Here is a 13,180-nt window from a genome sequence, read left to right on the forward strand (position 1 = left end):
CCCTCGACAAGCGCGCCTTTTGCCGACATTGCTGCGACATGAAGGAAATCCTGCGCAGCACAGACCCGACCGTCATCGCCTTCGCCACGACCCTTCTTGAGGGCGAGGGTATAGCGGTGTTTCCGCTCGACGTCCACATGAGCATCCTTGATGGAAGCCTTGGCATTCTGCCGCAGCGGCTGATGGTGGCGGACCGTGACCTTTTCATCGCGCGCGCCGTGTTGCGTGACAATGAGATCGACCCGGGGCGCTGATGTTTTCCGACGCGGACCTCAGTGATGACAAGTTTCTGTGCGGAAAGCTGCGATTGTGGCAGCCGCTGAAAGGCTATCGCGCGGCGACAGATCCGGTGCTGCTCGCCGCCGCCTGTCCGGCAGAGGCGGGGCAGAGCGTGCTGGATCTTGGCTGCGGTGCCGGGGCTGCCTCCTTATGTCTGGGCTGGCGTGTGCCGGGCCTGCGTCTTGCCGGGCTGGAATTGCAAGCCGATTATGCGGATCTTGCCCGCCGCAACGCCGCCCGCAACGGCATCGCGCTGGAGGTGGCAGAAGGCGACCTGCGCGACATGCCGCGCGATCTGCGCCGCGACTTTGACCATGTGATCTGCAACCCGCCCTACTACCCGCCTGGCGGCACCCCCTCGCCCGTCGCCGGCCGCGCGCTGGCCATGCGGGTCGAGGCTGTCGCTATGGGAGAATGGGTCAGCACCGCCGCGCGCCGGCTGCGCCCGGGCGGCTGGCTGACCATGATTACTGGTGCAGATGCCCTGCCCGACCTTCTGTCGACACTTGGCACGCTCGGCTCGGCCAGTGTTCTGCCGCTGGCTTCCCGCGAGGGCCGCGCCGCGCGCCGGTTGATTCTGCGCGCCCGCAAGGGCGGGCGGGCACCTTTCCGGCTGCTCACCCCCTTTGTCATCCATCACGGCGCATCACATGAGGGCGACCGCGAAAGCTATACCCCCGCCGCGAACGAAATCCTGCGCACCGGCGGCGACCTTTCGGCGCAGTTCGGCTAATTGCCCGAAAATGCCGCGCCGCAGCGGTGACATTTTGATGACAAGCGAATGAATCCGTGGTGCAATCAACCTGTCGAACACAAAACAGGAGGCTTTGATGACCGTCGCTTCGCATATTGTCGAGCTGAGGAGAAAGCACGAACACCTGTCCGAAATAGTTGAGCGCGCTCAGCGCGCCCCCGGAAGTGACGATCTCGAAATCGCGGCGCTGAAAAAGCAGAAGCTCAAGCTCAAGGAAGAGATTGAGCGGCTGTCTCACGCCTGACCGCGTTTCGCGCCGGGCCGCGCCGGTCTTGACCGCGCGGCCAGCGCAGCCCCTCCGGTGATCAGAACCGCCGAGACAAGCAGTGTCAGCGATGGGGGCGCGATACCGGCAATCACCAGCGCCAGCGTGGAGAGGAGCGGCGCAGCATAAGAGGCGACTCCAAGCAACTGGATGTCGCCTTTTTTCATGCCGATATCCCATGTGAAAAACGCCAGCCCCACTGGCCCAAGCCCCAGCGCCAGCACCGACAGCCAGCCTGTCGCGGTTGCGGGCCAGACCGTCTGTTCGATGGCCAGATGCGCAATCGCGGACAGCAGCGCCGTTGCCAGGCAATAGACTGCCACCGCGGCCGTCGGCACCTGCCCGAAGGCGCGTGAAGCGACCGAATAAACTGCCCAGGTGATCGCGCAACCGAAGGCCAGCAGAAGCCCCGTCACATTGGCCTGCCCGCCGTCGCGGCCCAAAACGATCAGCGCCGCCCCGGCGAAGGCGATCAGCGCGCCGAGGATATGCCCCGCGCGCAAACGCTCGCCCGGCAGAAGGCCCGACAGCAGCACGATGAAGAGTGGCCAGAGATAGGCGATCAGCCCGGTTTCTGCAGAGGGCGCGATGCGGAAGGCGGTGAAATAGAGGGCGTGATACCCGAAAAGCCCGATGGTGCCGAAGAGATAGACATACCACGGCACACGGCGCAGCACCGCGCCCTCGCCGCTGGCGAGAACGCGAACCAATCCAAGGCCACCGCCAATGGCGAAGCAGATCGCATTCAGCAGAAAGGGCGGCACCGGCGCCGAACCGATAGTGAACAGCGCAAGCAGTGCCCAAAGCAGCACTGCACTGAATCCAATGGCGGTCGCCCTGCCCTGTGTCATCTGCCCCCGCAAATTTCTTGCAAGAAATTTGCAAAAATCTTTCAAAGATTTTTGCGTCCGACCGCAGGTCTAGGCAAAGAAAAAGGCCCGCGCAAGCGGGCCTTTGAGCGATTGTGTGAACGGGTCAGACGAAGAACTGGCCGCCATTGGCGCTGATGGTCGCGCCGGTGATGAAGCCTGCATCCTCGGCCGCAAGGAAAACCACGCAGCGCGCGATTTCCTCGGGCTCGCCCAGACGACCGACCGGGATCTGCGGGATGATGCGCTCGTTCAGCACCTTTTCATCAATCGCGCGGACCATCTCGGTGCCGATATAGCCCGGACAAATTGCATTGACGGTGATGCCCGCCCGCGCGCCCTCTTGCGCCAGCGCCTTGGTGAAGCCCAGATCGCCCGCCTTCGCCGCCGAATAGTTCGCCTGCCCCGCCTGGCCTTTCTGCCCGTTGATCGAGGAGATATTGATCACGCGCCCGAATTTGCGGTCACGCATTCCCGACCACAGCGGATGGGTCATGTTGAACAGGCCGGTGAGGTTGGTATCCATCACCTCCTGCCATTGCGCACGGGTCATCTTGTGGAACATCGCATCGCGGGTGATGCCCGCATTGTTCACCAGAACCGATACCGGACCCAGTTCTGCCTCGACCTTGGCGATACCGGCCGCGCAGGCATCGTAATCGGCGACAGACCATTTGTAGGTGGGAATGCCGGTTTCCTTGGTGAAGGCGGCGGCGGCATCGTCATTGCCAGCGTAATTCGCCGCAACGGAATAGCCCGCATTCTTCAGCGCGACCGAGATCGCCGCACCGATGCCGCGCGACCCGCCGGTGACCAGAGCAACTTTCGACATGATTCCTCCTTGAAATGTCTGCTTGGAATCTTGCTATCGGACAGAGCGCGCCTTCGCAACAATGTTGCAAAAGTTTTTTTGCAATCGCAGCAAAATTTCGCAAAGGATCAAAAGGCAAGCGGCGCACTGTTGCCAGTGCGCCGCCGGAAGTTTTTAAAGTCTGAAATATTCAGACGCGCTCAAGGCACATGGCGACGCCCATGCCGCCCCCGATGCAAAGCGTGGCAAGGCCCTTTTTCGCGTCCCGGCGCTGCATTTCGAACAGCAGTGTGTTCAGGATGCGGCAGCCCGAAGCGCCAATCGGGTGACCGATGGCAATGGCACCGCCGTTCACGTTCACGATCGACGGGTCCCAGCCCATGTCCTTGTTCACCGCGCAAGCCTGAGCCGCAAACGCCTCGTTCGCTTCGACCAGATCGAGGTCCGCAGCTTTCCAGCCCGCCTTTTCCAGCGCCTTGCGGCTGGCATAGATCGGGCCGACGCCCATGATCGCCGGGTCCAGACCCGCCGTCGCGTAGGAAGCGATGCGCGCCAGCGGCTTCAGACCACGCTTCGCGGCTTCGTCCGCCGACATCAACAGCACCGCCGCCGCACCATCATTGATACCCGAGGCATTGGCCGCGGTAACCGAGCCGTCTTTCACGAAGGCCGGTTTCAGCTTCTGCATCGCATCCATGGTCGCGCCGTGACGGATATATTCATCGGCATCCACCACGATGTCGCCCTTGCGACCCTTGATCGTGAAGGGAATGATCTCGTCCTTGAAGCGGCCGGCTTTCTGTGCCGCTTCGGCCTTGTTCTGGCTGGCCAGAGCAAATTCGTCCTGCATGTCGCGGCTGATCTGCCACTGGTTCGCGACATTCTCTGCCGTCTGCCCCATGTGATAGCCATTGAAGGCATCCCACAGCCCGTCCTTGATCATCGAATCGATGAACTTCATGTCACCCATCTTGTGACCCGCCCGCAGATGCGCGACGTGGGGCGACAGCGACATGTTTTCCTGACCGCCTGCCACGACGATGCTGGCATCGCCAAGCTGCACATGCTGCGCGCCCAGCGCGACTGCGCGCAGGCCGGACCCGCAAACCTGATTGAGGCTCCAGGCAGAGCTTTCCTGCGGCAGCCCAGCCAGGATATGCGCCTGACGGGCCGGGTTCTGGCCCTGACCGGCGGTCAGCACCTGGCCCAGAATGGTCTCGGAAACTTCGGATTTGTCGATCCCGGCACGGGCCACCACGCCCTCAATCACCGAAGCGCCCAGCTCATGCGCCGGCGTATTGGCAAAAGACCCGTTGAAGCTGCCGACGGCAGTCCGCCCGGCAGAAACGATAACGACATTCGTCATGGCTGTAGTCCTCTCCCTTGGCCGATGCGGCGGAGGGGCTCCTCTGCCGCCTTGCAGCATGGGGTAAGCAAGTTTCGGGCGCTGAGCAAGAAGATTGCGCGGCGACGTGCCAATTTTGGCGATTCGTCGCAGATGTCAGGCAAGCTTGCGATCCTCGGGCAAGAAAGCGGGCTTCAGCGTCGGCGCCCCGAAAAGGTAGCCCTGCATACAGTCAATGCCCAGAGTTTGCAGAAACTGCGCCTCTTCCACGGTTTCCACCGCCTCGGCCACGGTAAACATCTCAAACTGACGTGCGATGGAGATCAGCGCCCGGGTCAGCGCCTGATTGTCGCGGTCTGTATGGATGTTGCGGATGAACTGGCCATCAATCTTCAGGATGTCAAAGAAGAACTCCTTGAAGTAGCGGAAGGCGGTATAGCCCGCCCCGAAATCGTCGAGCGCGAAGGCAATGCCCTCACGTTGCAGATCATCCATGAAGGCCGTCACGGTTTCCGGCACCGCAATCGCCGAGCTTTCGGTGATTTCGAGGATCAGCCTTTCCCCTATGGTCGGGGATTGCCGCAACCCGCGTTTGAGAATGCGCATCCAGCGGGGATAGCCGATGGAGCGGGCCGACATGTTGACTGACAGACGGATATCCGTATGGCGCGCCAGCGTCCGCAACCCCAGATCCAGCGCGGCACAATCAATCTGTCGCCCAAGCTCCTGCGTTTCGACGGCGCCCATGAACTCCCGCGCCGGGATCACCCGCCCGGCAGGGTCCAGCAGGCGGATCAGCCCTTCGTGGAAGGCGATTTTCCGGGTATCCGCCGCGATCACGACGGGCTGGAAAGCCAGCCGCACCCGGCCATCGCGCAGCGCCTCCTCCACCATGGTCATGGTCTGCCGGTCCAGTTCGGATATCGCAAAGCTGAGCGGATCGGACAATGGCCCTTTCGGTTTGGCACCGCCTGGCTGCCGGAACTCCATCACCACCCCCATGCTTGCTTCCGCTCGACAGATTGCGTGGCCAAAGGTAAAGACCGGATGAAAGTTCACATTTAGTTCTAATTTTGCGGAGTTTGTCATGGAAGGCAGATGCACCTGGTGCGGCACCGAGCCGCTTTATGTCGCGTATCACGATACCGAATGGGGGGTGCCCGAACACGACAGCCGCGCCCTGTTCGAAAAGCTGATCCTCGACGGGTTTCAGGCCGGGCTGAGCTGGATCACCATTCTGCGCAAGCGCGAGACCTTTCGCGCCGCCTTTGAAGGTTTCCGCCCGGAGGTCATCGCAGGCTGGGGTGAGCCCGAGGTGCTGCGCCTTCTGGCCGATCCGGGCATCGTGCGCCATCGCGGCAAGATCGAGGGCACCATTGCAGGCGCCCGCGCCTGGCTGCGCATCGAGGAACGCGAGGGGTTTTCGCCCTTCCTGTGGCGCTTCGTCGGCGGCAACCCCATCGTGAACCGCTTCTCCAGCATGGCCGAAGTGCCGACCGAGACGCCCGAATCGCGGGCCATGTCGAAAGCGCTGAAGGCCGAAGGGTTCAAGTTCTGCGGCCCGACCATCGTCTACGCCTTCATGCAGGCAACCGGCATGGTGAACGACCACATGGTCACCTGCCCCTGTCATGGCCGGCTTGCCGCCGGAATACCGCCGCGCTAGACTTTGTGCAGGGTCCGCAGTTCACCCAGGCGTCACCAGCCGAAAGGCCAGCTAAACCTGCCGTCCCGCCAGCCATGGTTTCCCCATGCCCGGCCGCCAAGGGTGACCCGCGCCGTTCCGGGCCAGACATGAGGGTGCCATGACACGCCTTTCCCTGCCCTATCGGGCAGAAGACATCTCTGTGCTCGCGCGCCGTCTTGGCGCGGAGCTCGCCGGACATGAGGGCCAGCCAGGCCATCTGACCTTGCTGAACATGCTGGCGCGCGGTGCAGGCTTTCGGAACTTTCAGCATTTCCGGGCCCAGGACGCCGCCCGGCTCCGGCTCGATCCGCCGCTCCTGCCCGAGGTCGACCTGCGTGCGGTCGAAAAGGTCCGGCGGTATTTCGATGCGGAGGCGCGGCTGAAAAGCTGGCCCGCCAAGACCTCGGCCCAGCATCTGGCGCTGTGGGGGCTCTGGGCACAGGTGCCAAAGGGTCAAAGCTGGACGGAGCGCGCGTTTTCATCCCTGCTGGACCGGCTGCACCTGTTCGGAGATGCCGCCATCCTGCGCCGCACCATGGCGCAGAGCGGCCTGATTGCCAGGCAGCCCGACGGAACCGGTTATCGGCGGATCGAACAGGCTCCCCCGGCCGAAGCAGTGGCAATGATCCGGTCGCTTCGGCTCAGCGCATCAGCGCGGTAAGGACGGCCCGCGCCTCGGCGCTGTTCCAGTCGGCATCGCCGATCAGGCGGCCAACCTCCTCGCCCTCGGGGTTGAGGATCAGCGTCACCGGAAGGCCCGCGATCCCGACATTGCGGGCCAGCGCCGATTTCGGATCGCGCAGCGCGGTCAGATGGGTGACACCCGCCTCTTCGAAGAACTCTTCGATGGCCGGAACGGCATTGCGGCCGGTGGCGACAGTCACGACCTCGAACTCCGGCCCGCCCATCACCTGTTGCAAGGCTCCGAGCGAAGGCATCTCGTGGCGGCAAGGCGGGCACCATGTGGCCCAGAAGTTCACCACCGTCCACTTGCCGCGAAACTCAGACAATGCGCGGGGGCTGTCGTCCAGCCCGACCAGCCCGATTTCGGGCAGTTCCTGAGCCTCGGCGAAGTTCAGCTTCTTCATGTCACCGTCGCGCAGCGCATCGGCGGCGGCAATATCGGCAGCAGCCGGGTTTGCACCGAACAGCAAGGCCGTATAAAGGACGGCGGCACGGACAGGCAGCATTTTCCCTCCACAAAGGCAGGCCCAGAATGAGCGCAGACGACAAGACCCAGACTTCCGCAAACGCCCCGGATACGGCGAATGCCATGTGGGGCGGTCGCTTCAGCAGCGGGCCGGATGCCATCATGCAGGCGATCAACGCCTCCATCGGCTTCGACCAGCGGCTTTACGCCCAGGATATTGCCGGTTCGCGCGCCCATGCCGCGATGCTGGCGGCGCAGGGCATCCTTACCGATAAAGACGCCGGGGCGATCCGGGAAGGGCTGCTCACGGTCTTGTCAGAGATCGAGGCCGGAAACTTCACCTTCAGGGTCGAACATGAAGACATTCATATGTCGGTCGAGGCCCGCCTGACCGAGATCGTGGGCGAGGCCGGCAAGCGGCTGCACACGGCACGGTCGCGCAATGATCAGGTCGCCGTCGACTTCCGGCTTTGGGTCCGCGACCAGTGCGATGCGGCGATTGCCGGAGTGACTGCGCTGATGAAAGCCTTCCTGTCGCAGGCCGAAGCAGGCGCCGACTGGATCATGCCGGGCTTCACCCATCTGCAAACCGCGCAGCCGGTGACCTGGGGCCACCACATGCTGGCCTATGTGGAAATGCTGGCGCGGGACCGTTCGCGGTTCGAGGACGCGCGGCGCCGGATGAACGAATGCCCGCTGGGCGCCGCGGCGCTGGCCGGAACCTCCTTCCCCATCGACCGCCATGCCACGGCGGCGGCCCTGGGTTTTGACCGGCCGACAGCCAACAGTCTCGATTCGGTCAGCGACCGCGATTTCGCGCTGGAATTCCTGTCGGCCTCGGCGATCTGCGCCATGCACCTGAGCCGCTTTGCTGAAGAGCTGGTGATCTGGTCCTCGGCCCAGTTCCGCTTTGTCAAACTGTCGGACAAGTGGACGACAGGCTCGTCCATCATGCCGCAGAAGAAGAACCCAGATGCGGCGGAACTGCTGCGCGCGAAACTCGGGCGTATCCTCGGCGCGACGGTGGCGCTGTTCACCGTGATGAAGGGTCTGCCATTGACCTATTCCAAGGACATGCAGGAGGACAAGGAACAGGTGTTTGACGCCGCAGACACGCTGATGCTCGGTCTGGCCGCGATGACCGGCATGGTCAGCGACATGCAGGCGATGACCGAAAACCTGCGTGCCGCCGCCGCCTCGGGCTTTTCCACCGCGACCGATCTGGCCGACTGGCTGGTGCGCGAACTGGGCCTGCCCTTCCGCGAAGCGCATCATGTGACCGGCACGCTGGTTGCGCTGGCCGAGAAGAAGGGCTGTGACCTGCCCGAGCTGACCATGACCGAAATGCAATCCGTTCACGAAGGTATAAACCAAAGTGTATATTCGGTGCTGGGGGTCGAGAATTCCGTGATCTCCCGGCAGTCATATGGCGGAACATCGCCGGTTCAGGTGCGCGAACAGATCGCGCGCTGGCAGGGGCTGTTGCGCTGACGCTCGCCGCCTGATTGCCTGCGGCGCATGTGCCGCGACAGGCGGCGGAAAGTCTTGGAGACGAAAATGACGAATGCAGGCAAAGGGTTGATCGGGCTGGCGCTGGCCGCGCTTCTGGCAGGCTGCGGGGCCGACGGCCCGCCGAAGGCGCCCGAGGCCCAGACCGGGGTTACGCTGTCCGGCGACGCCCGTGCCGGACTGACCCATGTGAGCCCGTGATGCGAACAGCCGCCGTTCTCGGGCTGATCCTGCTGGCCGCCTGCGCCGCCTCGGTGCCGGAGCCGCAGACCAACCTGAACGTTCATGCCACGCCCACCGGCGTGGCGGTGACACCCTCTGTCAGCACGCGGGTCGGAACGGCTCGGGTCGGCGTCACGCCTCATGGCGCGCGGATCGGAACCCGGATCGGCGGCATCGGAATCGGGATCGGCCTCTGATGTCGGCGTTGCGCCTTCTGTATCTGGCGCTGGCACTGGCCGGCGCGGTGGCTCCCCTGTCACAATTACTGGCGGGCGGGCTGCCCGCCGCCCTCGCCCGCTTCACACCCGGCCCGTCGGACATGCTGATCACCGCCATCGCGCTTGCCCTCTGGGCCATCGCGGAAACCTGGGTGCGGCGCAACTGGCTGGCGCTGATCGCCCTGCCGGTGACCTTTCTGCTTGGCCCCGGCTGCGGTCTGCCGCTCTACCTGTTTCTGCGCACCGCGCCGGTGCGGTAACCCTTTGCGCCGCGATTGCGAAGATGCTGTGTTCTGCTATAGGCGGGGCGACTGCTTGAGGAGGCGCGCATGGATCACTTCATCTACCGCAATGGCAGCCTGCACGCCGAGGATGTGCCGCTGACCGAAATCGCCGCTGCGGTGGGTACGCCGTTCTATTGCTATTCCGCTGCGACGCTGACCCGGCATTACCAACTGTTCAAACAGGCGCTGGACCCGCTGCCGAACATGGTCTGCTTCGCCATCAAGTCGCTGTCCAACGTGGCGGTGCTGAAGCTTCTGGGCGATCTGGGCGCGGGGATGGACGTGGTCTCCATCGGGGAATATCTGCGCGCCAAGGCCGCCGGGGTGCCGGGGGATCGCATCGTGTTCTCGGGCGTCGGCAAGACGCGCGAGGAAATGCGGATCGCGCTGGAAGGCGGCATCCGCCAGTTCAACCTGGAAAGCGAACCCGAGATGCGGGCGCTGTCCGAAGTCGCCGCCTCGATGGGCCTGCGCGCACCCGTCACCGTCCGGGTAAACCCGGATGTGGATGCCCGGACCCACGAAAAGATCGCCACCGGGAAAAGCGAGAACAAGTTCGGCATCCCGATCGCGCGCGCGCGCGAAGTCTATGCCGAAATCGCCCGCCTGCCGGGGCTGGAGATCGTGGGCATCGACGTTCATATCGGCAGCCAGCTGACCGAACTGGAGCCGTTCGGCCAGGCCTTTGACAAGGTGGCCGACCTGACCGCCGCGCTGCGGGCCGATGGCCATACGATCCGCCGCCTTGATCTGGGCGGGGGCCTGGGTATTCCCTATACCCGGTCGAACGAGGCGCCGCCGCTGCCACTGGATTACGGCGCACTGATCAAGCAGAAACTGGGTCATCTGGATTGTGAGATCGAGATCGAGCCCGGGCGGCTGATTTCCGGAAATTCCGGCATTCTGGTGTCGAAGGTGATCTATGTGAAACATGGCGAGGGCCGTGATTTCCTGATCGTCGACGCCGCAATGAACGATCTGGTGCGCCCGGCGATGTATGGTGCGCATCACGACATCGTCGCGGTGGCAGAACCCGCCCCCGCCACGCCGACCCAGCCTTTCGACATCGTGGGCCCGATCTGCGAAACCGGCGATACGTTCGCCAAGGCACGCGATCTTCCGCTGATGGCAGAGGGAGATCTGGTGGCCTTCCGCTCGGCCGGGGCCTATGGAGCGGTCATGGCCAACGAATACAACTCGCGCCCTCTTGTGCCCGAGGTTCTGGTGCGCGACGATCACTTCGCCGTCATCCGGGAACGCCCGAGCTATGACGAGATGCTGAGCCGCGATAAGCTGCCGTCATGGCTGTGACTTCGCGGCCCCAACTGTGACGGAGGCAATGCAGGCGAAACCCGCGCCCGAGCTGTTTCACCGTATCCGTTGGCCGCTGCGGCTGACGTGGGCGGGGCTATGGGCCGAACGCCTATCACGCGCCTTCTGGCCGCTGTGGACCGTGCTTCTGCTGGTCCTGTCCGTGCTGGCCTTCGGGCTTCAGGATATCCTGCCACTTGAAGCGGCCTGGACCGGGCTGGTCGCCGCCTGTGTCGGTGCAGGCTGGGCCCTGTGGCGCGGGTTACGCCGCTTTAACGCCCCCCGGCGGACCGAAGCTTTGGCGCGACTGGATGCTTCGCTGCCCGGCCAGCCGATTTCGGCGCTGACCGACGAACAGGCGGTGGGTGGCTCCGATCCGGCCTCGGTCGCGGTCTGGCTGGCCCATCGCGCCCGCATGACAGCCCGCGCCGCCACCGCCCGCCCGGTGCGGCCCGACCTGCGTCTGGCGGAGCGCGACCCGTTCGGGCTCCGCTACATGGCGCTGACCGCCATGGTGATGGCGCTGCTGTTCGGCTCCATCTGGCGGGTCGCCAGCGTGTCCGGCCTCGCCCCCGGCGCCGCCGAGGCCATGATGGCCGGCCCCTCGTGGGAAGGCTGGGCCCAGCCGCCGCTTTATACCGGCAAGCCGGCGCTTTACCTCAATGACGTACCCGCTGGCCCGCTGGAGCTACCGCAGGGCAGCAAGGTCCAGATCCGGCTTTACGGCGATGTCGGCGCGCTGACGCTGAACGAAACCATCTCGGGCAGCACCCGGCCCGGTGCCGTCTCGGACCCGGCGCAGAGCTTTGAGGTGATGCAAAGCGGCGCCCTTTCGATCAGCGGACGCGGCGGACGCGAATGGCAGGTGGCCGTCAGCCCGGACAAGGCACCGGGCGTTTCAGTGACGGGGCCGGTAACCCGCGAACGCGATGGCAAGATGAAGCTGCCCTTCTCCGCGGAGGACGATTATGGCATTACCTCGGGCAGCGTCAGCATCACGCTGGACTTGCCGCAGGTTGACCGGCGGTATGGCCTTGCGACCGAGCCGGAACCGCGCCCTTCCCTTACGCTTGACCTGCCGCTGCCGATCAGCGGCAACCGCGCCAGCTTCGAGGATGCGCTGGTCGAGGATATCTCGGAACATCCCTTCGCCAACCTGCCCGTGCAGGTGCAGCTTGAAGTGACGGACGGACGCGGACAGACCGGCCAGACTGAGCCCCTGAGTCTCGTGCTGCCCGGCAAGCGCTTTTTCGATCCGCTGGCCGCCGCAATCGTCGAGATGCGGCGTGATCTGCTTTGGAACCGCAGCAATGCCCCGCGCGCCGCGCAGATTTTCCGAGCGATCACCTATCATCCCGACGGGTTGATCCGCGACGAAAAAACTTTCGACCGGCTGAAAACGGCGATGGCAAAGCTGGATACCAATGCCGCATCGCTGACCCCGGAACTGCGCGATGAACTGGCGAAAGAGTTCTGGGAGATTGCGCTGCTGGTCGAGGAAGGCGATCTGGCCTCAGCCCGCGCCCGGCTGGAACGCGCACAGGACCGGCTGAACGAGGCGATCCGCAACGGCGCCGATCCGGCCGAAATTCAGGAACTGATGGAAGAGCTGCGCGCCGCAACGCAGGATTATGTGCGCATGCTCGCCGAACGCGCCCAGCGCAACCCGGATGGGCAGCAGGCCGAAAATCAGGAACGCATGCAGATCACCGGCAACCAGATTCAGGAAATGATGGATGAAATCCAGCGCCTGATCGAGGAAGGAAAGATGGCCGAAGCCGCGCAGGCCATGGCCATGTTGCAGCAATTGCTGGAGAATTTGCAGATCACCGAAGGTGGCGCGGGCGATGATGGCTTTTCGGTACCCGGCATGGGGGCGCTTCAGGAAACGCTGCGCGACCAACAGGATCTGTCAGACGAATCCTTCCGCCAGTTGCAGCAGGGCGATCAGGGTCAGGGCGAAAAGGAAGAGGGCGAAGGCGGCAGTCTGGCCGAGCGTCAGCGCGCTTTGCGCGAACGGCTGGAAGGGCTGGGCAATCGCCAGCTTCCCGGCGAGGGCAGCGAGAAGGGTCAACAGGGACGGCAGGCGCTGGATGGGGCCGAGCAATCCATGGACGAGGCGGAACGCGCGCTGCGCGACGGCGATCTGTCCGGCGCACTGGACCGGCAGGCCGAAGCGATGGACCGGCTGCGTCAGGGGATGCGGGCGCTTGACGAAGCCGCGCGCGAAGCCCGGCGTGCCGATCAGGCCGAGCAGCAGCCTGGCGGCAACGATGAGCCCGGCCGCTCCCGCGATCCGCTGGGCCGTGAGCAGGGCGACAGTCGCGCCATCGGTTCGGACAGCAACATGGCGCAGGGGCAGGATGTTTACCGCCGCGCGCAGGATCTGCTGGACGAGATCCGGCGCCGCGCGGGCGAGCAACAGCGCGCCGACAACGAACTTGGTTATCTGAAGCGGCTGCTGGATCTGTTCTGA

General features: G+C 64.3%; 16 protein-coding genes. 11 read left to right on the forward strand and 5 right to left on the reverse strand.

Annotated features, from left to right (window positions below; genetic code table 11):
• Positions 1–38: 38 nt before the first annotated feature.
• From IE126_RS04005 to IE126_RS04015, 3 genes are all read left to right on the forward strand, one after another.
• A complete protein-coding gene (locus IE126_RS04005) occupies positions 39–254 on the forward strand; it encodes a putative signal transducing protein (protein WP_108128152.1) in 216 nt (71 codons plus the stop codon).
• On the forward strand, positions 254–1,012 hold the full coding sequence (locus IE126_RS04010; RefSeq protein WP_108128151.1) for a tRNA1(Val) (adenine(37)-N6)-methyltransferase: 759 nt from the start codon (positions 254–256) through the stop codon (positions 1,010–1,012). The genes IE126_RS04005 and IE126_RS04010 overlap by 1 nt, the downstream gene beginning before the upstream one ends.
• Positions 1,013–1,109: 97 nt before the next feature.
• Positions 1,110–1,277: a YdcH family protein gene (locus tag IE126_RS04015; protein ID WP_189380235.1), complete on the forward strand. Its 168-nt coding sequence runs from the start codon at positions 1,110–1,112 to the stop codon at positions 1,275–1,277.
• Here IE126_RS04015 and yddG read toward each other — a convergent pair.
• From yddG to IE126_RS04035, 4 genes are all read right to left on the reverse strand, one after another.
• The gene (gene yddG / locus IE126_RS04020) at positions 1,268–2,149 is read right to left on the reverse strand and encodes an aromatic amino acid exporter YddG (protein WP_108128150.1); all 882 of its coding nucleotides are present in this window, start codon (positions 2,147–2,149) and stop codon (positions 1,268–1,270) included. The genes IE126_RS04015 and yddG overlap by 10 nt on opposite strands.
• 124 nt (positions 2,150–2,273) lie before the next feature.
• A complete protein-coding gene (gene phbB, locus IE126_RS04025) occupies positions 2,274–2,999 on the reverse strand; it encodes an acetoacetyl-CoA reductase (protein ID WP_054300731.1) in 726 nt (241 codons plus the stop codon).
• 169 nt (positions 3,000–3,168) lie between these two features.
• A complete protein-coding gene (locus tag IE126_RS04030) occupies positions 3,169–4,344 on the reverse strand; it encodes an acetyl-CoA C-acetyltransferase (RefSeq protein WP_054300732.1) in 1,176 nt (391 codons plus the stop codon).
• A 135-nt stretch (positions 4,345–4,479) separates the two neighbouring features.
• Complete coding sequence (locus IE126_RS04035) at positions 4,480–5,325, reverse strand: EAL domain-containing protein (protein WP_229825211.1); 846 nt, start codon at positions 5,323–5,325, stop codon at positions 4,480–4,482.
• A gap of 85 nt (positions 5,326–5,410) precedes the next feature.
• On the opposite strand from IE126_RS04035, the gene IE126_RS04040 reads away from it, so the two are divergent.
• Complete coding sequence (locus IE126_RS04040; RefSeq protein WP_054300733.1) at positions 5,411–5,989, forward strand: DNA-3-methyladenine glycosylase I; 579 nt, start codon at positions 5,411–5,413, stop codon at positions 5,987–5,989.
• Between the two features lie 139 nt (positions 5,990–6,128).
• Positions 6,129–6,671: a DUF2087 domain-containing protein gene (locus IE126_RS04045; RefSeq protein ID WP_189380236.1), complete on the forward strand. Its 543-nt coding sequence runs from the start codon at positions 6,129–6,131 to the stop codon at positions 6,669–6,671.
• Here the strand turns inward: IE126_RS04045 and IE126_RS04050 are convergent.
• Positions 6,652–7,200 carry a TlpA family protein disulfide reductase gene (locus IE126_RS04050; RefSeq protein WP_054300735.1) on the reverse strand — a complete coding sequence of 183 codons (549 nt, stop codon included), beginning with the start codon at positions 7,198–7,200 and terminating at the stop codon, positions 6,652–6,654. The two genes, IE126_RS04045 and IE126_RS04050, sit on opposite strands and share 20 nt — an antisense overlap.
• 26 nt (positions 7,201–7,226) lie before the next feature.
• Here IE126_RS04050 and argH point away from each other — a divergent pair, with 26 nt between their 5' ends.
• The 6 genes from argH (at position 7,227) to IE126_RS04080 (ending at position 13,180) form a co-directional block, all read left to right on the forward strand.
• Positions 7,227–8,651: an argininosuccinate lyase gene (argH, locus tag IE126_RS04055; RefSeq protein ID WP_054300736.1), complete on the forward strand. Its 1,425-nt coding sequence runs from the start codon at positions 7,227–7,229 to the stop codon at positions 8,649–8,651.
• A 66-nt stretch (positions 8,652–8,717) separates the two neighbouring features.
• Positions 8,718–8,870: an argininosuccinate lyase gene (locus IE126_RS04060; RefSeq protein ID WP_108128149.1), complete on the forward strand. Its 153-nt coding sequence runs from the start codon at positions 8,718–8,720 to the stop codon at positions 8,868–8,870.
• On the forward strand, positions 8,870–9,088 hold the full coding sequence (locus IE126_RS04065) for a hypothetical protein (protein WP_189380237.1): 219 nt from the start codon (positions 8,870–8,872) through the stop codon (positions 9,086–9,088). The genes IE126_RS04060 and IE126_RS04065 overlap by 1 nt, the downstream gene beginning before the upstream one ends.
• Positions 9,088–9,369, forward strand: coding sequence for a DUF2834 domain-containing protein (locus IE126_RS04070; protein ID WP_054300738.1), 282 nt, complete (start codon positions 9,088–9,090; stop codon positions 9,367–9,369). The genes IE126_RS04065 and IE126_RS04070 overlap by 1 nt, the downstream gene beginning before the upstream one ends.
• Before the next feature lie 69 nt (positions 9,370–9,438).
• Positions 9,439–10,704 (forward strand): diaminopimelate decarboxylase, encoded by a 1,266-nt coding sequence (gene lysA / locus IE126_RS04075; protein ID WP_189380238.1) that lies wholly within the window; start codon positions 9,439–9,441, stop codon positions 10,702–10,704.
• Positions 10,705–10,732: 28 nt separating this feature from the next.
• Complete coding sequence (locus IE126_RS04080; RefSeq protein ID WP_189380239.1) at positions 10,733–13,180, forward strand: DUF4175 domain-containing protein; 2,448 nt, start codon at positions 10,733–10,735, stop codon at positions 13,178–13,180.

It is taken from the genome of Gemmobacter nanjingensis (assembly GCF_014652195.1).
GTDB lineage: Bacteria > Pseudomonadota > Alphaproteobacteria > Rhodobacterales > Rhodobacteraceae > Gemmobacter > Gemmobacter caeni.